Below are 22,458 nucleotides of genomic sequence, written 5' to 3'. Positions count from 1 at the left end.
TTGGCTCAAGCGACTGTCATGGCCTCTGTGCCGGGGGCTGTAGTCCCGGTATGATGGCGGCTGATTCATTCTGCTTCATGTAAGTTGGAAAGGCACCGTCCTGGTACGGTGCGAGGGGGTTGGCGAGTTGAGAGTAAAGGAAAAGGGCGCACCTCGGCATGCAGCGGAGGAAGACTCCCAGCAGCCGACCACACGCTTGGCGCTTCACCTGCAAGGCGTAGCCCGGGAAGGGGCGATCATCCTCCTGTTGGCAGCGTGCGTATTCCTGCTGCTGGCACTGTTCAGCTATCAGCCGACGGATCCGGGTTGGTCCCGCCGCGGTCCGGAAACCGCCGTCGCCAACTGGATGGGGCCCTTCGGCGCCTGGCTGGCCGATGTGCTCTATTCACTGTTCGGTGCCAGCGCCCTGTGGTGGCCCGGCATGCTGGGTTTTGCCGGCTGGCGGCTGATTCGTACGCGCAGGGTGCAGATCGAATGGGACGCCACCGCCGTGGCCGTGCGCCTGGGTGGTCTGGTGTTGCTGCTGCTGGGCACGACCACCATGGGGGCGCTGCATTTCTATAGCCCGGACAGCATGCTGCCCTACGCATCGGGCGGTATCCTCGGTGAGGGGCTGGTCGGTGCCCTGGTGCCGCTGGTCGAGTCGGGCGGCACCGGCCTGCTGGCGGTGGCCGCCATGCTGTGCGGTTTTCCTCTCTTCAGCGGCGTTTCCTGGTTGACGGTGATGGATGAGCTCGGACACCGCTTCTTGCACTTGTGGCACTGGGCGGCCACACCCTTCGGCTTGTCCCGTGAACGCCAAGAGCCGCACTGGGTCGATGACGACAGCCCAGCGGAGGGTGAGCTGGAAGATGAGCCTGCGGATGAGCCGCGCCGCCGCTGGCGCTTCTGGCGCCGCCGCGGCGTAACGCCGGCCATCGATCGGGCGGCACAGCGTGAGCCGGGCCTGGAGCCGTCATTCGGCAATGACGGCGCTACCGACATCCCTTGGGACGTGCCGGAGCGTACGCCTTCGGCCAAGCGCCCAGAGGCCGCCTACACTGCGCGCCAGAGCGAGGCAGCACCCGAGACGCGGCCAGCAGCCGCTTCAGTGACGCCGCCGGAGCCTGGCCTTGGCAGTACTCGTGATGCCGAGCCGCTGGCGACAGCCGCGGTGCTCAAGGCCAGCCGCGACGACGATCTGTCCCCCGCGACCAGCATGCCGCTGCGGGCAACGAAGGATGACGAAACTGAAACCGGCCCTGTCGGGCAGCCGGACAGCGCTCGTCTGGCGGCTTCCGAAGCGTCACCGACAAGAGAGGTCGGCGGAGCCCGGTCGGTCGAACGGCGCGAACCGGGGCTTGGTGACATACAAGCGGAAGAACCGGTAGACGCGTCTGAGCCGCGCTTGAGCTGGAGCGATATCGGCAGCCTCGAGGACGATGAGCAGGACGACATTGCTGCGGGCAACGAGCGCACCTCTCCGGCAGCGGAAAGTCACGAGGAGCAGGAGGAGACGCGTCATTACGCCGATCAGGCCGAAGGTCTGCGCACGTGGCGCGAGTCGGCATCTCACGCGCCGGACGCATCGACTTCCAGCAATGCCGATGTAGGCCGCGTGGCGACTGCGGAGCAGGCGCGTGAAGCGGCGGAGGAGCCGGACGGCCCGACGCTGTGGACGGTGGAGCATCTGCAGAGCCAGCGCCCCGTACTTGACGACATGCCGGAGCCGGACGGCGAACTACCCAGCTTGCGCCTGCTGACACCGGCGGAGCCGCATCAGCAGAATTACACTCAGCAGCAACTTGCCGACATGGCCGAGCTGCTCGAGACGCGCCTGCGCGAGTACGGGGTCAAGGCCGAAGTGGTGAATACCTGGCCGGGGCCGGTGATCACCCGCTTCGAGATCAAGCCAGCCGCCGGCGTGAAGGTGTCGAAGATCAGCAACCTGGCCAAGGATCTGGCGCGCTCGCTGATGGTCAAGAGCGTGCGCGTGGTCGAGGTGATTCCCGGCCGTCCCACGGTCGGCATCGAGATTCCCAACCCGCATCGGGCGATGATTCGGTTGCGGGAGGTGATCGACTCCGACCGCTACCAACAGGAAGCCTCGGCGCTGACCATGGCGCTGGGCCAGGACATTGGCGGCGGCCCGGTAGTGGCCAACCTCGGCAAGATGCCTCATCTGCTGGTAGCCGGTACCACCGGCTCGGGCAAATCGGTGGGGGTCAACGCCATGCTCATCTCGATGCTGCTCAAGGCCACGCCCGAGGAGCTGCGCCTGATCATGGTTGACCCCAAGATGCTGGAACTCTCGGTCTACGACGGCATCCCGCACCTGCTGGCGCCGGTGGTCACCGACATGAAGGAGGCCGCCAACGCGCTGCGCTGGTGCGTGGCCGAGATGGAGCGGCGCTACAAGCTGATGGCCGCCATGGGCGTGCGCAACATTGCCGGCTTCAACGGCAAGCTCGACGAAGCCGAGCGCGCCGGCGCCCAGGTCGCCGACCCGCTATGGGAGCCGCAGCCGTGGGAGATGCACGAGTCGCCGCCGGTACTCGAGAAACTCCCCTATATCGTGGTCGTGATCGACGAATTCGCCGACATGTTCATGATCGTCGGCAAGAAGGTCGAGGAACTGATCGCACGCTTGGCACAGAAGGCCCGGGCGGCCGGTATCCACCTGATCCTGGCGACCCAGCGGCCCTCGGTGGACGTGGTCACCGGCCTGATCAAGGCCAATATTCCCACGCGTATGGCGTTCCAGGTCTCGTCCAAGGTCGATTCACGCACCATTCTCGACCAGGGCGGCGCCGAGAACCTGCTGGGCCACGGTGACATGCTCTACCTGCCGGCCGGTTCGGGGTTGCCGACCCGCGTGCACGGCGCCTTCGTCGACGACGACGAGGTGCACCGGGTGGTCGAGGACTGGAAGCGTCGCGGCGAGCCGGAATACATCGACGAGATCCTCGCCGGAGGCGTATCGGCCGATGCCCTGACCGGGCTCGAGGCTGACGCCGGCGAGGGCGGCGGCGATGCCGAACAGGATGCGCTCTACGACGAAGCGGTGCAGTTCGTCACCGAAAGCCGCCGCGCCTCCATTTCGGCGGTGCAGCGCCGCTTCAAGATCGGCTATAACCGGGCCGCGCGCCTGGTGGAAGCCATGGAAGCGGCCGGCGTGGTCTCCTCGATGGGCACCAACGGCGGCCGCGAGGTGCTGGCGCCGCCGCCGGTAGGGCACTGACGCCGGCGTCGGCGCCAGGCGACAATCCAACCATGCATTAATCATGAAAGCGCCGGCGGAGATGCAACCCGCCGGCACGTAGCGAGTCCGAGAGACAGGAGTCATTCAGGACCCGCCCAGGGAGAGACACGATGAGCATGAAGAAAACCCTAGCTGCACTGGCCCTGACCGCCGTCATGCCGGCCGTCGCCTTGGCCAATGAAGGCGCCGAGCGCCTAGCCCGCATGCTGGAGCCGCTGGAGACCGTCGAAGCGCGCTTCGAGCAGTTGATCCTCGACGGCAGTGGCGAGCGCCTGCAGCAGGCCAACGGTCATATGTGGCTGTCGCGTCCAGGCAAGTTCCGTTGGGAGGTCGATGCCCCCTACCAGCAGGAAGTGATTTCCGACGGCGACGAGGTCTATCTCTACGATCCCGACCTGGAGCAGGTCACCGTGCAGGCGCTCGATCAGCGCGTGACCCATACGCCGGCGCTCCTGCTCTCGGGCAGTGCCAGCGAGCTGACCGAGAGCTACGAGGTGTCGCGTCAGCAGCAGGGTGGCAGCGAAACCTTCCGCTTGGTGCCGAAGTCGCCCGACACCTTGTTCGAAGAGCTGCAGATGACCTTCAATGGCGAACGGCTCGCGGCGCTGCAGATGATCGACAGCACCGGCCAGGAGACCGTCATCGAGTTCAGCGAGATGCGGACCAACCATGCCATCGACGATCGCCGCTTTACGTTCGAGATCCCCGATGGAGCAGACGTCATCCGCGACGCGCACTGAAGCCTGTCGCCAGCGCAAACCCGCCAGCGCCGCCCTCGAGGCGGCGCTTTCGTCTCTATTCGCCTTCGCCCTGATCAGCGCGGGCATCCAGCTCGGCGCGCCAGGCCATTAGCTGGGCGTAGCGCTTCTCCTGGCCATGTTCGCTGGGCAGGTAGAAGGCCTCGTGGGGCAGGTCCTCGGGCCAGCAGTCGTGTGCGCTGCCCGCCGGGTAACCCTCCGGCTCATTGTGGGCGTAGCGATAGCCGCTACCGTGGCCAAGCGACTCCATCAACTTGGTCGGGGCGTTGCGCAGGTAGGTGGGGACCTCCAGGCGCGGCTGGGAGGTTGCAAACGCCTTGGCCCGTTTCCATGCCTGGTCGATGGCATTGCTCTTGGGAGCGATGGAGAGATGAATGGCGGCGTGGGCGATGGCGCGCTGGCCTTCGTAGTCGCCCAGGCGCAAGTAGGCGTCCCAGGCCGCCATGACCAGCGGCAGGGCGCGTGGATCGGCGTTGCCGACGTCCTCCGAGGCGATCGCCGCCAGACGGCGCACCACGTCGAGCGGGTCGCCGCCGCCCTGGATGAAGCGGGCGATATAGAGCAGGGCGGCGTCCTGGCGCGACGAGCGCACCGACTTGTGGATCGCAGAAAGCAGGTCGTAGTAGTAATCGCCCTGCTTGTCGAAGGCGCTGGCCTGGTGGCCGAGCGCGGCATCAAGCGCTTCGCGCGGCAGCCGCTCGCTATCGCCCTCGGGCACGGTGAAGTCGCAGGCGGTTTCCAGCATGCCCAGGGCGCGGCGAGCGTCGCCGGCGGCTGCACGGGCCAGCATTCCCAGTACCTCGTCTTCGACGATGATGTTGCGCTCGCCCAGTCCGCGCTCCCGGTCGTTGAGGGCGCGCCGCATCACTTCGATGAGTTCCTCATCGTCGAGCGCAGTGAGCACGTACACACGGGCACGCGAGAGCAGGGCGGAGTTGACCTCGAAGGAGGGATTTTCGGTAGTGGCGCCGATCAGCGTCAGCAGGCCCGATTCCACGTGGGGCAGCAGGGCGTCCTGCTGGCTCTTGTTGAGCCGGTGGATCTCGTCGAGAAACAGCAGGGTGGCGCGCCCCTGAGCCTGCATGGCGCGGGCCCGCTCCACCGCGGCGCGTATCTCCTTGACGCCTGCCATCACCGCCGAGAGTCGCTCGAGATGCGCGCCGGAGTGTTCGGCGAGAATCTCGGCCAGCGTGGTCTTGCCGGTGCCGGGCGGTCCCCACAGGATCATCGAGCGCACGCTGCCGGTCTCGGCCATGCGCCGCAACGGTTTACCCGGCCCGACCAGGGCCTGTTGGCCCACATAGTCGTCGAACCGCCGCGGGCGCATGCGAAAGGCCAGCGGTGCGGAATCGTCGTGCGCCTGGCCGAAAAGATCCATGAAGAGTTCTCCTTGTACTGCCCGGCGACGCCGAGGGATGGGGTTCGCAGATACTCGAGGCTGGCAATACGACCTTAGGCGATGTGCGGGATCGAGCCAAAGGGTCTAGGGTTGAGGTTGCATCCTGCCATTGCGTGTCTTGAATGCGACGAGGCCGTAGCCTGATAGCGACAAGACTGAACCTGCTTCCGTCCCGTGAATCCAAACCTTATTACCCGCTCATCGTTAGAGGAGGCCTCGACATGCCCATGCTGACCCAGTTGCGTCAGGATCATGCCAATATGGCGCGCATGTTGCACGTTCTTCAGCTCAAGCAAAAGGCCTTGGTCGCTGGCGAGCGCCCCAATTTCCAGCTGGTTCGTGAGGTTGTCGATTACATTCTCGACTACATGGAGGGGTTCACCATTCCGCTGGAACGCGTCTGCTCGGAGAGGCTGCGGGCCGTGGTGCCCGAGTGCAGGGAGCTCACCGAACGTTTGTCGAGCGACTACCAGGCCCTGAAGCCGCGCCTGATGCGCCTATCCAACGACATCGACATGATCCTGATGGACGCCGTGATCCCGATGGACCGCTTTGCCGAGGACCTCAAGGCTTATCTCGATGCGCATCGCGCCTATCTGCGTGACGAGCGCGAACTGCTCTTCCCGCTGATTCGCGATCACTTCGATGACCGCGACCTGGAAAGCCTGGCCCAGGCGCTGCCCGAGGATGCGGCGGCCAAGCTGGAGCGGCTCCAGGAAGCCTACCCGGAACTCTATGCCGAGCTGCGCGAAACGGCGGAACCGGCTGCCTGATAGCGATCGGTGCAATACCCACCGGTGAACGGAGGCTTCTGCTCGCTCGGCATGCTGCTAGAATAGGCCCTCCCTAGTAGCAGCCGAGCGATTTTCATGAGCTTCGTTTCGCCATGCCCGGCCCGATACTGATCTTCGATTCAGGTGTCGGCGGCCTATCGGTCGTTCCCCCGCTCAGGCATCGTCTGCCCGATGCCGCGCTGGTCTATGCCTGTGACAATGCCATGTTGCCCTACGGCACGCGCCCCGATGGCTGGCTGGTGGAGCGCATTCTCGCGGTGTGCGATGCCGCGGTGGCCGCCAGCGGCTGTTGTGTGCTGGTAGTGGCCTGCAACACCGCAAGTACACTGGCGCTGGATGCCCTGCGTGCCCACTTGACGGTGCCGGTGGTCGGCACGGTGCCGGCGATCAAGCCTGCCGCCGCCATGAGTGCCAGCCGCCATATCGGCCTGCTGGCGACCAGTGCCACCGTGACGCGACCCTACACCGACCGCCTCATCGAGACGTTTGCCGCTGATTGCCGGGTCACTCGGGTGGCCGCCGACCTCTTGGTGCGCGAGGCCGAGCGCCTGCTCGCCGGAGACGAGCCGGACCGGGCCGTTATCCGGGCCGTCATGCAGCCCCTGAGCAGTGAGCCCGACCTCGATACCGTGGTGCTTGGCTGCACTCACTTTCCGTTGCTCGGAGAACGGCTCGCCGCTGCGTTCCCGCGGCCGATTCGCCTGGTCGATTCCAGCGACGCCATTGCCCGACGCACGGTGGAAGTGGCACGCGGCCCGGCGTCGAGGTTGGGGCGCGACCAGAGCCTGGCCACGGCTCCCGGTGCCGGGCTGGCTCGGGCCATGGCGACCTTTGGCTTCGGCGAGCCGAGCCTGCTGATCGTCGGCTGATTTCCTTTCATACTCCTGCACACGACTGGAGATGCCGTGTCCATACCTATTGTCGACCCTGCACGCTACGAGCAGCAGCTAGAGGCCAAGCGCGAGCGTATCGGCCAACAGTTCGAACGCTTTGCTGCGCCTGAGCTCGAGGTATTCCCCTCGCCGCCGAGCCATTATCGGCAGCGCTGCGAGTTTCGCGTATGGCACGAAGGTGATGATCTCTTTTATGCCATGTTCGAAGTCGACCCCGACGACCCCAAGCAGAAGCGAGTGATTCGCCTCGACGACTATCCGGTGGCCAGTCGGCGCATCAACGAGCTGATGCCACGCCTGCGCGAGGCGCTGCTGGGAAGCGACGTGCTGCGCCGGCGCTTGTTCCAGGTCGAGTTCCTGACCACGCTGTCCGGGGAGGCCTTGGTCACCTTGATCTATCATCGCCCGCTGGACGCGGCCTGGGAAGAGGAGGCGAGGCGCCTGCAGCAGCGGCTCGACATTCTGATCATCGGCCGCTCGCGCAAGCAGCGGCTGGTGCTCGAGCGCGACCATGTATGGGAGCGGCTGGAGGTGGAGGGCCGCACCCTGCATTACCAGCAGGTGGAGAACAGCTTCACCCAGCCCAATGCCGAGATCAGCCGCGATATGCTGGCCTGGGCGCGGGACGCGACCCGGGGCAGCCAGGACCGCGACCTGGTGGAACTGTACTGTGGCAATGGGAACTTCACCGTGGCATTGGCCGAGAACTTCCGCCGCGTTTTGGCGACCGAGATTTCACGCACCTCGGTGGCCAGTGCCCAGCAGAACCTGGCGGCTAACGACATCGGCAACGCGGTAGTGGGGCGCATGTCGGCGGAGGAGTTCAGTGCCGCGCTCAAGGGCGAGAAAGGTGGCAGGCGAGTGACGGAAATGGCGCTGGGGGAGTACGACTTCTCCACCGTGCTGGTGGACCCGCCCCGTGCCGGCCTCGACGAGGACAGCTGCCGTCAGCTGAGCGAATATCCGCGAATCGTCTATATTTCATGCAACCCCGATACATTGGAGCGCAACCTGGAGGCGCTGAGCCGCACTCATCGGCTGGCCCGTTTCGCGCTGTTCGACCAGTTTCCCTGGACCCATCATTGTGAATGCGGAGTGTTGCTGGAGAGAATCCCCGACTGACGAGTCGTCCGCCTCATTCGGAAGGGGGTGGCGTTGTCAAGTAGCGAAACGTCCCGTCTTGATGCACAAGCGACATGCTCCATGAGAAGACTGGCAAGTCGGTAGGGTGTGGCGCAGGGCTGCAGTAAGCTTCCCGACACGTGACCGTGGGTCACGCCGATTCTTTCCCAGGGCCGAGACACGGCCCCAGGCAGCCGAGGTGAGGGATGCAATACGAGACGATCGAAGTTGGCCGGCAGGAAATTCTCAAGCAGCTGCGCGAACGCCTGGACAGCCGACTCGAGAAGGCGAGGGCCGACGAAGTAGAAGCCTTCGCCCGCCACTTCTATGCCACGGTTCCCCTGGAGGATCTGGCCGATCGTCGGCTGGACGACCTCTATGGGGCCACCCTGTCGGTATGGCACTTCATCCAGCACTTCGATCACGCCTCGCCCAAGGTGCGCGTTTTCAATCCTGACTTCGAGGAGCACGGCTGGCAGTCCTCGCACACCTTCGTCGCCGTGCTGCACGAGGACATGCCGTTCCTGGTCGATTCGGTGCGCATCGAGCTGAACCGGCGTGGCCTGACCGTCCATGCGATTCACAATGCCGTGCTGGCGGTGGAGCGCAACCGTAGCCACGACCTGCTGCAGGTCGGTTCGCCGCGCGAGGCGAATGCTCCCGACAATCGCGAGTCGTTGATTGCCATCGAGATCGATCGTCACTCCAACCCCGAGGTATTGGCCGATATCGAGCAGTCGCTGCAGGAGGTGCTGCGTGACGTTCGCATCGCCGTGGGCGATTACGAGGCGATGAGCGAGCGCGCCCGCGAGGTAGTCACCGAACTCAAGGCCGCGCGCCCCGAGCAGATCGAGCCAGGCGATCATGAAGAGGCGATTGCGTTTCTCGAGTGGCTGGTACGCGACAACTTTACCTTCCTCGGCTACGACGCCTATACCATCGAGTCCGACGCCGACGGCGACCGGCTGGCCAAGGAGACGGGCAGCGAGCTCGGCGTGTTCCGCCTGGACCTGCCGCGCTACCAGGAGCGCATCCGCACCGAGCTGGGCATCGAGGGCAATCGCTTCGTGCTGGTGCCTCAACTGCTCTCCTTCGCCAAGAGCGCGCATCATGCCCGGGTTCATCGGCCCACCTACCCGGATTACATTTCGGTCGATCGCTACGACGAGCAGGGCCGGGTCATCGGTGAGCATCGCTTCCTGGGCCTGTTCACCTCGAGTGTCTACAACGAGTCGCCGCGCAACATTCCGCTGCTGCGACGCAAGCTCAAGGCAGTGATGGAGATTGCCGGCTTCAACCCCAAGGGGCATAACGGCAAGCAACTGCTGCAGATCCTCGAGGTCTACCCGCGCGACGACCTGTTCCAGATCGACACCCAGGAGCTTGCCGACACGGCACTGGGCATTCTCGACATCCGCGAGCGTCGGCGGGTGCGCCTGTTCATCCGCACCGACCGCTCCGGGCGCTTCCACTCCTGCCTGGTGTTCGTGCCGCGCGACGTCTTTTCCACCGACCTGCGCGTGCGCATCCAGAACCTGTTGTGCGAGGAGCTCGACGCCACCTTCGGCGACTTCAATACCTATCTCTCCGAATCGATACTCGCCCGCATACAGTTCATCCTGCGCTTTCGCGGCGATACCCCCCGCGAGGTCAACCTCAAGCGCCTGGAGGCCAAGGTGGCCCAGCTGGCCCGCAGTTGGCGCGACGAGCTGCACGAGGCGTTGGTGGAGGGCTTCGGCGAGGAGCAGGCCAACCGGCTGATGGACCGCTTTCGCGATGCTTTCCCGGCCAGTTACCGGGATGACTTCGGTTCGCGTACCGCGGTGTTCGACCTGCAGCACCTGGCCGACCTCGACGCCGGCGAGCCGTTGGCGCTCACCCTCTATCGACTGGTGGAGGAGGAGGGCAGCGGCGTCAATCTCAAGCTGTTCCAGCGCGATCGCCCGATTCCGCTCTCCGACGTGCTGCCGGTGATGGAAAACCTGGGGCTGCGCGTCATTGGCGAGCGCCCCTATGAGTTCGTCACGCCCGAGATGCGTTACTGGCTGCATGACTTCAACCTCGAACACCATACCGCTACCGAAGTCAGCCTGCAGAAGATGCGCGAGCCCTTCATCGAGGCGTTCAAGCGCATCTGGGCCGGGGAGGCCGAGAACGACGCTTTCAACCGCCTGGTGATCGTTGCCAACCTGGACTGGCGTGAGGTCGCCATGCTGCGCGCCTACGCCCGCTACCTGAAGCAGATTCGCTTCGGCATGTCACAGGATTACATCGCCACCACGCTGACGAGCTATCCGGAGATCACTCACGAGCTGGTCACCCTGTTCAAGCTGCGCTTCGATCCCGAGCAGCGTCCTGGCGAGAGCGAGGTTCAAGCCTGCATAGAGCGCATCAACCGTCACCTCGACGGCGTCGCCAGCCTCAACGACGACCAACTGCTGCGCCGCTTCATGGAGCTGATCCGGGCCACCCTGCGCACCAATTACTACCAGCAAACCGCCGATGGAAGGTTCAAGGACTACATCGCCTACAAGCTCGATCCCAAGCGGGTCACCGGAATGCCCAAGCCGCGCCCGGTCTTCGAGATCTTCGTCTGTTCCCCGCGTGTAGAGGGGGTCCACTTGCGTGGCGGCAAGGTCGCACGCGGGGGGCTGCGCTGGTCGGACCGTCAGGAGGACTTCCGCACCGAGGTGCTGGGCCTGGTCAAGGCCCAGCAGGTCAAGAACGCGGTCATCGTACCGGTGGGGGCCAAGGGGGGCTTCGTCTGCAAGCGCCTGCCCGAAGGCGGCGACCGTGACGCCATCCAGCAGGAGGGCATCGCCTGCTACAAGACCTTCATTCGCGCGCTGCTTGATGTCACCGACAACCTGGTGGGCGGCGACGTAGTGCCGCCGAAGGACGTGGTGCGTCACGATGACGACGATGCCTACCTGGTGGTGGCGGCCGACAAGGGCACCGCGACCTTCTCCGACATCGCCAATGAGATCTCCGTCGAGTACGGCCACTGGCTGGGCGACGCCTTCGCCTCCGGCGGGGCCAATGGCTACGACCACAAGAAGATGGGCATCACCGCACGTGGCGCCTGGGAGTCGGTGAAGCGCCATTTCCGCAATCTGGGTCTGAATACCCAGCAGGAAGAGTTCACCGTGCTCGGTATCGGCGACATGGCCGGCGACGTGTTCGGCAACGGCATGCTGCTCTCCGACAAGATTCGCCTGGTGGGTGCCTTCAACCATCTGCACATCTTCGTCGACCCGCACCCCGATGCCGCCGCCACCTTTGCCGAACGCCAGCGTATGTTCCAGCTGCCGCGCTCCAGCTGGGAGGATTTCGACGCGTCGCTGATCTCCGAAGGCGGCGGCGTGTTCAAGCGTAGCGCCAAGTCGATCCCGATCACGCCGCAGATGCAGGAGGTATTCGGCATCGAGGAGGAGCGGCTCTCGCCCAACGATCTGATCCGCGCCATGCTCAAGTCGCGGTACGACCTGCTGTGGAACGGCGGCATCGGCACCTACGTCAAGGGCAGCCAGGAAACCGATGCCATGGTCGGCGACAAGGCCAACGACGCGCTGCGCATCAACGGACGTGAGCTCAACTGCCGCGTGGTCGGTGAGGGCGGAAACCTGGGGCTGACCCAGCGCGGCCGCATGGAGGCCGCCGCCAAGGGCGTACTGGTCAATACCGACTTCATCGACAACGCCGGTGGGGTGAACTGCTCCGACCACGAGGTCAACATCAAGATCCTCATCGATGAGGTGGTCAAACGCGGCGACATGACGGAGAAGCAGCGCAACCAGTTGCTTGCCGACATGACCGAGGAGGTGGCCGAACTGGTCATCCTGGACAATTATCGCCAGACCCAGGCGCTGGATCTCTCGCAAATCCTGTCGCGCTATGGCATCGGCCCGTATCGTCGCTTCATCGGCGAGCTGGAAGCCGCCGGCCAGCTCGATCGAGAGCTCGAGTTCCTGCCCTCCGACGAGGAGCTGCAGGAGCGTGCCAACGCCGAGCAGGGTATGACCCATCCGGAACTCTCGGTGCTGATCTCCTACGCCAAGAGCGTGCTCAAGGGCGACGTGCTGGCCTCCGACGTGCCCGACGATCCCTATATCCAGCAATACGTCGAGCGGATCTTTCCGGGCATCCTGGTCGAGCGCTTCCACGACGAGATGTACGCTCACCGCCTCAAGCGCGAGATCGTCACCACACAGGTGGCCAACGATCTGGTCGATCACATGGGCATCGTCTTCGTGCGCCGCCTCATCGACTCCACCGGGGCCAGCCCTGCCGATGTCGCTCGTGCCTATATCATCGCCCGCGACAGCTTCCAGCTTTCCGACCTGTGGGAGCGCATCGAAGCACTGGACAACCAGGTGCCAAGCGAAGTCCAGCATTCGATGATGCTCGACCTGATGCGGCTGATCCGGCGCACCACCCGCTGGTTCCTGCGCCAACGGCTGGGCCTCTCCACGCGCGATGCCATCGAATACTTCGCGCCACGCGTGGCCCAACTGCAGGAGGGGATCGGCGAACTGCTGCGCGGCGAGGAGCACAGCCGTTGGGAGCAGAAGCGCGGTGAGCTGCTCGAGGCCGGCGTGCCCGAGGAACTGGCTGCCACGGTGGCCGCGTCGGGCAGTCTCTACGGTGCACTCGGGATCATCCAGGCGGCACGCCAGACCGACGAGAAGCCGCAGCGTGTGGCCGAGGTCTTCTTCGAAATCGGCGATCGACTCGAGCTGCCCTGGATGATCCAGCAGGTGAGCAACCTCGACGTGCGCGACAGCTGGCAGGCCCAGGCTCGCGAGACCTTCCGCGACGACATCGATCGCCAACAGCTGGCACTTACCACCAGCGTGCTCAAGACCGAGGATGGACGCGAGCCGGACGAGCGAGTCGACAACTGGCTGACCATGCATGCTTCGCTGCACGAACGCTGGTGCCGCCTGATCGCCGAGGTTCGGGGCGGCAGTCAGGCGAGCTTCCCGCTGTTTGCCGTGGCGGTGCGCGAACTGGTCGACCTGGCCGAGAGCAACGGCGAGGCCTGAGCGAGACCGGTCTCTCCCGTCGGCGTAGTGACGCACCCCGTCCTCATGGCGGGGTGCGTCGTCTTGGGCCTGCGGCGCTGCTATAATCCGCCCGCCGCGCCACTCGCCAGCCACCAATCGCCGACTGCCAGGAGATGCCATGTACGCGCTTGCCCGTTCGATCCTGTTTCGCTTCGACGCTGAAACTGCCCACGGTCATGCGCTCACTGCCCTGGATCTAGCTCATCGCATGAAGCTGACGGGGCTGGTGGCGGGGACACGCGTCGACGATCCGGTGCAGCTGATGGGGCTGCGGTTTCCCAACCGGGTAGGGCTGGCAGCGGGACTGGACAAGAATGGCGACCATCTCGATGCGCTGGGTGCACTCGGCTTCGGCTTCGTCGAGGTCGGTACCGTCACGCCCAAGCCTCAGGAAGGCAACCCCAAGCCGCGTCTGTTCCGCTTGCCGGAGCATGGCGCGATCATCAATCGCATGGGCTTCAATAACGCCGGCGTCGATCATCTGGTGGCGCGGGTCAAGGCTGCTCGTTTCGACGGCGTGATCGGCATCAACATCGGCAAGAACCTCACCACGCCGGTGGAGCGTGCCGTGGACGATTACCTTATCTGTCTGGAGAAGGTCCATTCCCATGCCGACTACGTGACCGTGAACATCTCCTCGCCCAATACGCCGGGGCTGCGCAACCTGCAGTTCGGCGAACACCTCGACGCCTTGTTGAGCAGCCTACGCGAGGCGGGCACTCGGCTGGACCAGGCCGCTGGCCGGCGGGTACCGCTGGCGGTCAAGATCGCTCCCGACATGAGCACTGAAGAGGTGGGGCTGGTGGCCGAGAGCATCGCCAGGAGCGAGATCGATGCAGTGATCGCCACCAACACCACGGTATCGCGAGAGTCGGTTGCCGGTGTGCCTCATGCCGACGAGCAGGGCGGTCTCTCGGGGTGTCCAGTCTTCGAGCCCTCCAATCGTGTGCTTCGTGAACTGCGCCACCATCTGCCCGCTCTGCCGATCATCGGGGTGGGCGGCATCGACAGCGGTGCGGCGGCGCTGGCCAAGGTCGAGGCCGGTGCCGACCTGGTGCAGCTCTATTCGGGTTTCATCTATCGTGGGCCGAGTCTGGTCGGAGAGTGTGCCCGGGCCATCAAGGCGGCCGGAGCACAGGGGTAGCAGGGCGGAGGGAGCGGATGGTTCGTGCCGTGCAACTAGAAAGCCCGCGCAAGGCGCGGGCTTAGCTCATTCCTTGCCACACTGGCGGTGACAAAGGGACGATCGGTTGGTGGGAAAGTCGCTACATTACCATCGGGTTCTTGTGAATCCCGGAGACGCCGGTCATGCCGGCCCACTGGTCTCCTCGGCCTTCACGCCAACCACTCATCCAATATTCTCGTATGTTGACATCCTGACTGGGACAGTCGTCGCGGGAGCGCCCGGAAATACCGGCCTTGTAGCCATGGAGATAGGCGCGTTGGAAGCGATCACGTTTCTGTCTTTTCATCGGATGACCTCTTGTCAAGGTACCAATTTGGGACGTACGACATGCACGCCCCGGCGTTCTACCGATCGCTTAGCCGTTATTGCATCCTTTTAACGACGGCAGAGCGAGGTCATGCGAGTCCAGTCTAGACCCGCCAAGTAAACGCATGCGTCTTTACAGTAGCTACCATGACTACTCTTAGCCCATCATGGGGGCCATTGTCGACCTATGTTTCGTCATAAGACCGAGACAATTTTGTAACGAAAGGAATATTGCCCGGCCGAAGGGGGCGGGAACGCTTCATGAAAGAGTCATCCCAACGTGAAATACGGCCTTTCCTGGCCACCTGTCCCAAGGGGCTGGAAGAGCTGCTCGCCGACGAATTGCGTTCGCTCGGTGCCGAGCCGCACAAGACGACGGTGGCCGGCGTTCACTTCCAGGCCGATCTCGAGATCGCCTATCGCGCCTGCCTGTGGTCGCGGCTGGCCAATCGTATCGTGCTGTGCCTGCTGCGCGAGGAGGGCGTCGAGCGTCCCGAGGAGCTGCATCGAGCGGTGTTCGGCGTCGACTGGCCCAGCCACCTGCGCTCCGGTGCCACCCTGGCGGTGGACTTCCACGGGCGCAGCGAGCAGATTCGCCACACTCGCTTCGGTGCCCAGACCGTCAAGGATGGCGTGGTCGACGCCCTGCAGGCGCGCGGCCTGCCGCGCCCCGGCGTCGATCTGCAACACCCCGACCTGCGTCTCTACGCCCATCTCCACCGGGGCCGGCTGACGCTGGGCGTGGACCTCTCCGGTGACAGCCTGCACCGGCGTGGCTATCGACGCGATGTCGGCCATGCCCCGCTCAAGGAGAACCTGGCCGCGGCGCTATTGATCCGCGCCGGCTGGGCGCAACGCCTGCGCGATGGCGCACCGCTGGTCGATCCACTGTGCGGTGCCGGTACCCTGCTGATCGAGGCGGCGCTGATGGCCGCCGACATGGCGCCCAACCTGGGCCGGGTACGCTTCGGCTTTCACGGCTGGGCGCAGCACGACGAGGCAGTGTGGGCCGAACTCAAGCGCGAGGCAGAAGCGCGCGCCAGCATCGGCCGCAAGCGCTGTCGCAACCGCTTCTTCGGTTTCGATGAGAGCCCCCCTGCGCTGGCGGCGGCAAAATCCAATGCCATGCGTGCCGGGATTCCCGCACTGATCGAGTTCACCGGCGCTTCGCTCACTCAATTGAACCGACCCGCCGAACTGGGCGAGGAGATGCGGGGGCTGGTCATTACCAACCCGCCTTACGGTGAACGGCTAGGTGAGCTGCCCGAGCTGGTGACGCTCTACCGGGATTTGGGCAAGGGTGTGCGGCAAGCCTTTCCCGGCTGGCGTTTGGCGGTGTTTACCGCCAACCCCGACCTTGGCCACCGTATCGGGCTGCGTGCCGACAAGCAGTATTCGCTGAAGAACGGCCCGCTGGAGGCCAAGCTGCTGCTGCTCGACGTGCCCGCCGAGAGGCACGAGGGGGAGGCTGCCGGCGCCAGCGCTGCGTCGCGCAGCGAGGGCGCGCAGATGTTCGCCAACCGTCTGGAGAAGAACCGCAAGCGGCTCAGAAAATGGCTCAAGCAGTCGGGTGAAACCTGCTATCGGCTCTATGACGCCGATATGCCCGAATATGCCCTGGCGGTGGATGTCTATGACGGTCGAGTCCACGTGCAGGAGTACGTGCCGCCGCGCTCGGTGAATGCTGGCCAGGCGCAGAAGCGCCTGTTCGATGCGCTGCAGGTGATCCCCGAGGTTCTCGACGTCGACCCCGGCCAGGTAGTGATCAAGCGTCGCGAAAAGCAGAGCGGCAAGGCCCAGTACCGCAAGCAGGCCAGTAGCGGAGAGCGCTTCCAGGTGCGCGAAGGCAGAGCCCGGCTGTGGGTCAACCTGCGCGATTACCTCGATACCGGATTGTTCCTCGATCACCGCCCGGTGCGACGCATGCTGGGCGAAATGGCAGCGGGCAAACGTTTTCTCAACCTGTTCTGCTACACCGCTGCGGCCACGGTGCAGGCGGCGCTCGGCACCGAGGAGGCGGGCGGCGCCTGCGACAGCGTCAGCGTGGATCTCTCCAATACCTATCTGGAGTGGGCGCGGGACAACTTCGCTCTCAATGGACTCGATCCGGCGCGTCATCGCGTGGTGCGCGACGACTGCCTGCGCTGGCTGGAAACCGCCAAGGCGCAGTTCGACCTGATCTTCCTCGACCCGCCGACCTTCTCCAACTCGAAGAAGATGGAGGGCACCCTGGATGTGCAGCGTGACCACGTACGCCTGGTGACGCTTGCCATGGCGCGTCTGGCACCGGGTGGAACCTTGGTGTTCTCCAACAATCAGCGCCGCTTTCAGCTCGATGAGGGCCTGGCTGAACGCTTCACGGTGGAGGACATCTCGGCGCGTACCTTCGATCCTGACTTCCAACGCCGTCCCGACATTCATCATGTATTCCGGATTCGCCATCGTGAAGCGACGTGAAATCTCTCTCTGCTCTTCATTTCTGCGGCACTGTGCCGATATTCACTCTGCACTGGTTTGCTCAGGAGAGGCCGCATGAATCGCTTGACGCTGTACACCACCCTGGGCTGCCACCTGTGCGAACGGCTCGAGGCCATGCTGTCCGCGCTGCATTATGGCGAATATCGACTGGAGAAGATCGAGATCAGCGAGGACGAGGCATTGATGGCGCGCTACGGCGCGCGTATTCCGGTGCTGGTGGACGCAGCGGGTGATGAACTCGACATGGGCTTCGAGCCGCCGCGGCTGGCGGCGTGGCTGGCCGAGCGCCACTGGCTCGACGAAGCCGCCTGGCGGCGGCTGGGAGCGCAGTTCGAGCCGCATGGACAAGCACGGGATGAGAGGGAGCGGACAAACCAGCGACCCTCGGGACGGCGCTATCTCGGCTGAGCCGGGTACATTGATCCAACGTCAGCCACTACTGAGCTTCGAGGTGGTTTGAACTCCTCGGCTTGGCAACAATCTTGAAGCATGGATTCGAAAGCACAGGGGGTGGAAATGAGTGCACCGCAAAGACGGCGGTGGCAGTACATTGCCCTGGGCTGTACGTTACTGCTGGCACTCGCGGATACGGTGCAGAGTGCTGTGGAGCCAGGTGGAATACCGCTGACCGAAGAAGAGCGTTACTTCCTGGAGCAGAACGAACCCATCGTTTTCGTCAGCCAGAGCCGCTATCCTCCGTTCGAATTCCTCGATGACAACGAGGAGCGTCATGGCATCATGGTGGAGCTGGCTCAATGGATTGCCACCGAGGCCGGCTTCCACGCGCAGTTGACCGACACCGTCTTCCACCAGGCTCAGGAGCGCGTGCTGAGCGGTGACGCCCATGTCCTGACGAGTTTCTTCTATAGCGAAACTCGCGATCGCCAGTTCGATTTCACACAGACAGTGTTCGAGGTACCCGCCGCCATCTTCGTTGCCGCGAAACGCCCTGACATTGCGCGGGTATCGGATCTCGATGGCAAGCGTGTCGCGACGCAGCGCGGCGACTATGCCAAGGAGTACCTGGCGTCGTTGGATATCGAGATCGAGCTGGTCCAGACCGACGATTTTGCCAGCGCGGCGCGAGCCGTGATGGAAGGCAATGCCGACGCCATGGTGGGCGACGAGCAGATCGTTCTCTACTACCTCTACAGTAGTGGCCACCATCAGCTAATGAAGCGAGTCGGCGAGCCGCTATACGTGGGGCGCAACGCCATGGCGGTGGCGGAAGGAAACCACCTGCTGCAGTCGATTCTGAACAAGGGAATCGAGCATGCACGCAGCAGCGGTACGCTCGAGCGGCTGCACAAGAAGTGGGTCGGCGTCGAGCTACCCGGAGCCGGGTTCGACTGGCGTGGCTATTGGCCTTACGGGGCAGGTCTAGCGCTGCTGGTCGCCCTGATCGTGGTCTGGAACGTCAGGCTGCGTCAGGTGGTTGCCAGCAAGACGTCAGAGCTCGAACTCGCTGCCAGTGTGTTCCGGCATGCGCGAGAGGGTATCGTCATTACCGATGCCAAGGGCGATATCCTTGAAGTCAACGAAGCCTTCACGCGGATTACCGGTTACCGTCGCGATGAAGTCCTGGGCAAGAACCCGCGTTTGCTGCAGTCGGGCCAACAGGAGGAGAGCTTCTACCAGGCGCTGTGGAAGGAACTGCTGGAAAAGGGGGCCTGGGAGGGTGAGCTCTGGAATCGGCGCAAGAACGGTCAGACCTACCCCGAATTGCTCACCATTTCGAAGGTCTGCGACAGGCAGGGCCAGGTTTCGCACTTCGTGGCCGTGTTCACCGATATCAGCCGGCAGAAGGAGCATGAGCGCCAGCTCCAGAGCATGGCGTTCTTCGATAGCCTGACCGAGCTGCCAAACAGGATCCTGCTGGCCGACAGGCTGCGCCAGGCCATGTTGGCCGCACGGCGCAGCGGCTGCAAGGTGTCGTTGGCCTACATCGACCTGGACGGCTTCAAGGAGATCAACGATCGTCTGGGGCATGACTTCGGCGACAGGGTACTGGTGGTAATTGCCGAGCGTCTGACGTCGGCCCTGCGTGAGGCCGATACGGTGGCCCGCCTCGGGGGGGACGAGTTCATCATCGTATTGCCGGAACAGAACGATGTGGCTACCGTGAGCGTCCTCATCACCCGTCTGTTGCGCCGCATCGCCGAGCCAATCGAGATCGAGGGGACCTACCTTTACGTGTCGGGCAGCATCGGCGTGGTGCATTTTTCTCCCGACGACGAGATCGAGCCCGAGCAACTGATTCGCCAGGCGGATCAGGCCATGTATCAGGCCAAGCAGGCGGGCAAGAACCGCTTTCATATCTTCGATGCCGAACACGACCGCGCAGTGCGCGGGCACCATGAAAGCGTCGAGCGCGTGCGTGAGGCCCTGGCCAATGACGAGTTCGTGCTCTACTACCAACCCAAGGTCAACATGTCCACCGGCGAGGTCGTCGGTGTCGAGGCGCTGATTCGCTGGCAACATCCCGAGCGAGGGCTTCTGGCCCCAGCCTCCTTCCTGCCGGTCATCCAGCAACATCCCCTGGCCATCGACCTGGGCGAATGGGTACTGAACCAGGCATTGGGTCAGTTCGAGGCTTGGGCCAATGTCGGCATCCGACTGCCGGTCAGTGTCAACATCGATGCCATTCACCTCCAGCAGGGCGACTTCGTCGAGCGGCTGCGCGCCGAGATCGCGCGCCATCCGAGTGTGAAGCATGGGGATCTCATGCTCGAAGTGCTCGAGACCAACGCACTGGAAGATGTCGCTCATGTGGCATCCGTGATGAAGGCATGTCGCGCGTTTGGCGTCGAGTTCGCGCTGGACGACTTCGGCACCGGTTACTCCTCGCTGACTTACCTGCGCCATTTCCCCGCCAGCGTGCTGAAGATCGACCGCAGTTTCGTACGCGACATGCTCGATGACCCGGAGGACCTGACGATACTCGAAGGCGTACTTGGACTGGCCGTCGCGTTCCGCCGGGGCATCATTGCCGAAGGGGTGGAAACGCTGCTGCATGGGCGCATGCTACTGGCGATGGGCTATCAGTTGGGACAAGGCTACGCCATCGCCCGACCCATGCCCGCGAAGGCGATTCCGGGATGGCTCGAGTCGTGGCGCCCCGATCCGGCCTGGCGTCAGCGTCAGCGTGCCCGGCCGGAAGAGTTGCAAGCCATTTATGCCATGGTCGATCATCGCGCCTGTGCTGCCGGCCTGCTGCACTACTTGAAAGGTGAGTTGGCCGACCCGCCGACGGTGAGTTGTCGCAAGAGCCGACTGGAGCAGTGGCTCTCCGCTCTCGATGAATCACCGGTCAGAGGGGGTGAGCACACGGCGCGGATCGCCGCGCTCTGCGCCGTCTACGACCGGCTTGCCGAGGAGGCGTTGCAACTCAAGGTGCATGAGGACGACGAGCAAGTGAAGCAGCATGCCCGACAGGTTGAGGGAGTGAGCGAGGAATTGCTGGGTCTGCTGCAATACTGGATCGATGCCAGCGAGGCCATACAGGAAGATCAATAATTGAGGCAGTCCTATAGCGAATCCAGCAGCGAGAGCTGGCGTACTGCGGCCCGGCCCTCGGCGCTCTCGGCTTCCACTTCGAGCACCTTGCGCAGGCCACGCGACGATTGGATGGTGGTCTCGTCGGACAGCCACATCATCGCCTGATCGTGATCGTCGGCCAGCATGTGCTTGAGCCCGCCGAACTGGGTGCCGATCTGCCCCCAGGCGCGGCTGAATATCCAGTCACCGAACATGTCCTGATGAATGTGCACCAGTACGTAGTCATGTTCACTTTCCCAGCGGACGATCACGGAGGCTCCACCAACATTGAGGCGCTACCGGGAGGAAGCGCAAAGGGTTCGTGCGGTATTGTAAGGCTTAACGCCGCCGGCACAAGCCACGCCAGCTGCCTTTGCCACTGCCACCTCAAGGAGAGAAAACGTGAGGATTCTCGTCGATGCCAACGTACCCGGCGCGGAGGCCTGCTTCGGCCCGCTGGGCGAACTGGTGAGGCTGCCGGGACGTGAGATCGACGCCGCGGCCCTGCGCAATGTCGATGCGCTGGTGATCCGCTCCATCACTCGGCTCGATGCGGCGACCATCGACGCGGCCAAGGCGCAAGGTGCCCGGCTGCGCTTCGTCGGAACCTGCACCATCGGCACCGACCACGTCGACCAGGCAGCCCTGGCGCGTCACGGCATTGCGTTTGCCAGTGCGCCGGGCTGCAACGCCGAAGCAGTGGTCGACTACGTGCTGGGCAGCCTGCTCACCCTGGCCGAGTGCCAGGACTGGCGACTCGCCGAGCGCCGCATCGGCATCGTCGGTGTGGGCAACGTGGGTGGACGGCTGCGCACTCGCCTTGCTGCCATGGGCCTCGAATGCCTGGTCTGTGACCCGCCCCGCGCACAGCGTGAGGGCAGCGACGGTTTCTCCGATCTGGAGACGCTGATCGGCGAGTGTGACGTGCTGTGCCTGCACACCCCACTGGTACGTGAAGGCCCGCATGCGACCCTTCACCTGCTCGACGCCCAGCGCATCGCCGAACTGGCTCCCGGCACGTTAGTGCTCAACGCCGGACGCGGCGACTGCATTGACGGTGCTGCGTTGCGTCAGCGTCTATCGGGGCAGGGCGATATCAGTGCCGTGCTGGATGTCTGGGAAGGGGAGCCGGGCATCGATCCGGCCCTGCGCGATCTAGCCTCGCTGGCTACCCCACACATCGCCGGCCATAGCCTCGATGGCAAGCTGCGCGGCACCCATCAGATCTATACGGCTCTTTCGCGTGACCTGGGGCTGCCGACGCGGCTCGCCCTGACCGACCTGCTGCCGGATCCGCCCGTGTCGCGGCTGGCACTGCAGGGCGGGCTGACGCCGGATGAGGCGTTGCGGCTGTGCCTGCGCACGGTATACGACGTACGCCGTGATCACGACAGCCTGCAGCGCGAGAGCCGCCGGCTCGGCATGGCCAAGGGTTTCGATGCCTGCCGGGCACATTATCCGCTACGCCGGGAATTCTCGACGCTCAATGTCGAATTGGGACCGCACGCCAAGGCGTTGGCACAATGGCTGCAGGGGGCCGGGCTGAATGTGGATTGATTTTTCTGACAACGAGTCTCGGTAACGCGAAGGGCCCGTCATTCTGAACTGACCCCCGAAAGTTGGACACTGATCCAACCGTAGGGGGTTTTGCATGGCCAAGTATTCGGCCGAGTTCAAG

At 64.2% G+C, this 22,458-nt stretch carries 14 protein-coding genes; 11 read left to right on the top strand and 3 right to left on the bottom strand.

Features of this window, described 5'->3' with window-relative positions; translation table 11 throughout:
• Window positions 1-127 precede the first annotated feature (127 nt).
• Window positions 128-3,220, top strand: coding sequence for a DNA translocase FtsK (locus HBJ55_RS20425; RefSeq protein WP_422674222.1), 3,093 nt, complete (start codon window positions 128-130; stop codon window positions 3,218-3,220).
• A gap of 131 nt (window positions 3,221-3,351) precedes the next feature.
• Window positions 3,352-3,981, top strand: coding sequence for an outer membrane lipoprotein periplasmic chaperone LolA (lolA, locus tag HBJ55_RS20420; protein ID WP_167119510.1), 630 nt, complete (start codon window positions 3,352-3,354; stop codon window positions 3,979-3,981).
• A gap of 55 nt (window positions 3,982-4,036) precedes the next feature.
• On the opposite strand, the gene HBJ55_RS20415 is transcribed toward lolA, so the two are convergent.
• Window positions 4,037-5,377 carry a replication-associated recombination protein A gene (locus HBJ55_RS20415; RefSeq protein ID WP_167119508.1) on the bottom strand — a complete coding sequence of 447 codons (1,341 nt, stop codon included), beginning with the start codon at window positions 5,375-5,377 and terminating at the stop codon, window positions 4,037-4,039.
• A gap of 248 nt (window positions 5,378-5,625) precedes the next feature.
• Here HBJ55_RS20415 and HBJ55_RS20410 point away from each other — a divergent pair, with 248 nt between their 5' ends.
• The 5 genes from HBJ55_RS20410 (at window position 5,626) to HBJ55_RS20390 (ending at window position 14,417) form a co-directional block, all read left to right on the top strand.
• Window positions 5,626-6,171, top strand: a complete 546-nt coding sequence (locus HBJ55_RS20410; protein WP_167119630.1) for a hemerythrin domain-containing protein — start codon at window positions 5,626-5,628, stop codon at window positions 6,169-6,171.
• Between the two features lie 113 nt (window positions 6,172-6,284).
• The gene (murI, locus tag HBJ55_RS20405; protein WP_167119506.1) at window positions 6,285-7,061 is read left to right on the top strand and encodes a glutamate racemase; all 777 of its coding nucleotides are present in this window, start codon (window positions 6,285-6,287) and stop codon (window positions 7,059-7,061) included.
• Between the two features lie 36 nt (window positions 7,062-7,097).
• Window positions 7,098-8,207, top strand: a complete 1,110-nt coding sequence (trmA, locus tag HBJ55_RS20400) for a tRNA (uridine(54)-C5)-methyltransferase TrmA (RefSeq protein ID WP_167119495.1) — start codon at window positions 7,098-7,100, stop codon at window positions 8,205-8,207.
• A 206-nt stretch (window positions 8,208-8,413) separates the two neighbouring features.
• Window positions 8,414-13,252, top strand: a complete 4,839-nt coding sequence (locus HBJ55_RS20395; protein WP_167119492.1) for an NAD-glutamate dehydrogenase — start codon at window positions 8,414-8,416, stop codon at window positions 13,250-13,252.
• Between the two features lie 139 nt (window positions 13,253-13,391).
• Window positions 13,392-14,417, top strand: a complete 1,026-nt coding sequence (locus HBJ55_RS20390; protein ID WP_167119489.1) for a quinone-dependent dihydroorotate dehydrogenase — start codon at window positions 13,392-13,394, stop codon at window positions 14,415-14,417.
• A 121-nt stretch (window positions 14,418-14,538) separates the two neighbouring features.
• Here the strand turns inward: HBJ55_RS20390 and rmf are convergent, their stop codons facing one another.
• Window positions 14,539-14,745 (bottom strand): ribosome modulation factor, encoded by a 207-nt coding sequence (gene rmf, locus HBJ55_RS20385; protein WP_111412507.1) that lies wholly within the window; start codon window positions 14,743-14,745, stop codon window positions 14,539-14,541.
• Between the two features lie 281 nt (window positions 14,746-15,026).
• Between rmf and rlmKL the strand changes: the two genes are divergently transcribed.
• The 3 genes from rlmKL (at window position 15,027) to HBJ55_RS20370 (ending at window position 20,759) form a co-directional block, all read left to right on the top strand.
• A complete protein-coding gene (rlmKL, locus tag HBJ55_RS20380) occupies window positions 15,027-17,222 on the top strand; it encodes a bifunctional 23S rRNA (guanine(2069)-N(7))-methyltransferase RlmK/23S rRNA (guanine(2445)-N(2))-methyltransferase RlmL (RefSeq protein ID WP_167119485.1) in 2,196 nt (731 codons plus the stop codon).
• A 75-nt stretch (window positions 17,223-17,297) separates the two neighbouring features.
• The gene (locus HBJ55_RS20375) at window positions 17,298-17,651 is read left to right on the top strand and encodes a glutaredoxin family protein (RefSeq protein WP_167119483.1); all 354 of its coding nucleotides are present in this window, start codon (window positions 17,298-17,300) and stop codon (window positions 17,649-17,651) included.
• A 108-nt stretch (window positions 17,652-17,759) separates the two neighbouring features.
• A complete protein-coding gene (locus HBJ55_RS20370; RefSeq protein ID WP_206022788.1) occupies window positions 17,760-20,759 on the top strand; it encodes an EAL domain-containing protein in 3,000 nt (999 codons plus the stop codon).
• A gap of 11 nt (window positions 20,760-20,770) precedes the next feature.
• Here HBJ55_RS20370 and HBJ55_RS20365 read toward each other — a convergent pair whose 3' ends face one another.
• Window positions 20,771-21,052 (bottom strand): hypothetical protein, encoded by a 282-nt coding sequence (locus HBJ55_RS20365; RefSeq protein WP_167119480.1) that lies wholly within the window; start codon window positions 21,050-21,052, stop codon window positions 20,771-20,773.
• 130 nt (window positions 21,053-21,182) lie between these two features.
• Here HBJ55_RS20365 and pdxB point away from each other — a divergent pair, with 130 nt between their 5' ends.
• Window positions 21,183-22,337: a 4-phosphoerythronate dehydrogenase PdxB gene (pdxB, locus tag HBJ55_RS20360; protein ID WP_167119477.1), complete on the top strand. Its 1,155-nt coding sequence runs from the start codon at window positions 21,183-21,185 to the stop codon at window positions 22,335-22,337.
• The last annotated feature ends 121 nt before the right edge of the window (window positions 22,338-22,458 follow it).

Source organism: Billgrantia bachuensis (assembly GCF_011742165.1).
Taxonomy (GTDB): domain Bacteria; phylum Pseudomonadota; class Gammaproteobacteria; order Pseudomonadales; family Halomonadaceae; genus Halomonas; species Halomonas bachuensis.
Note: the sequence above shows the minus strand (reverse complement) of the source record. Positions and strands in the feature narration are given on the sequence as shown.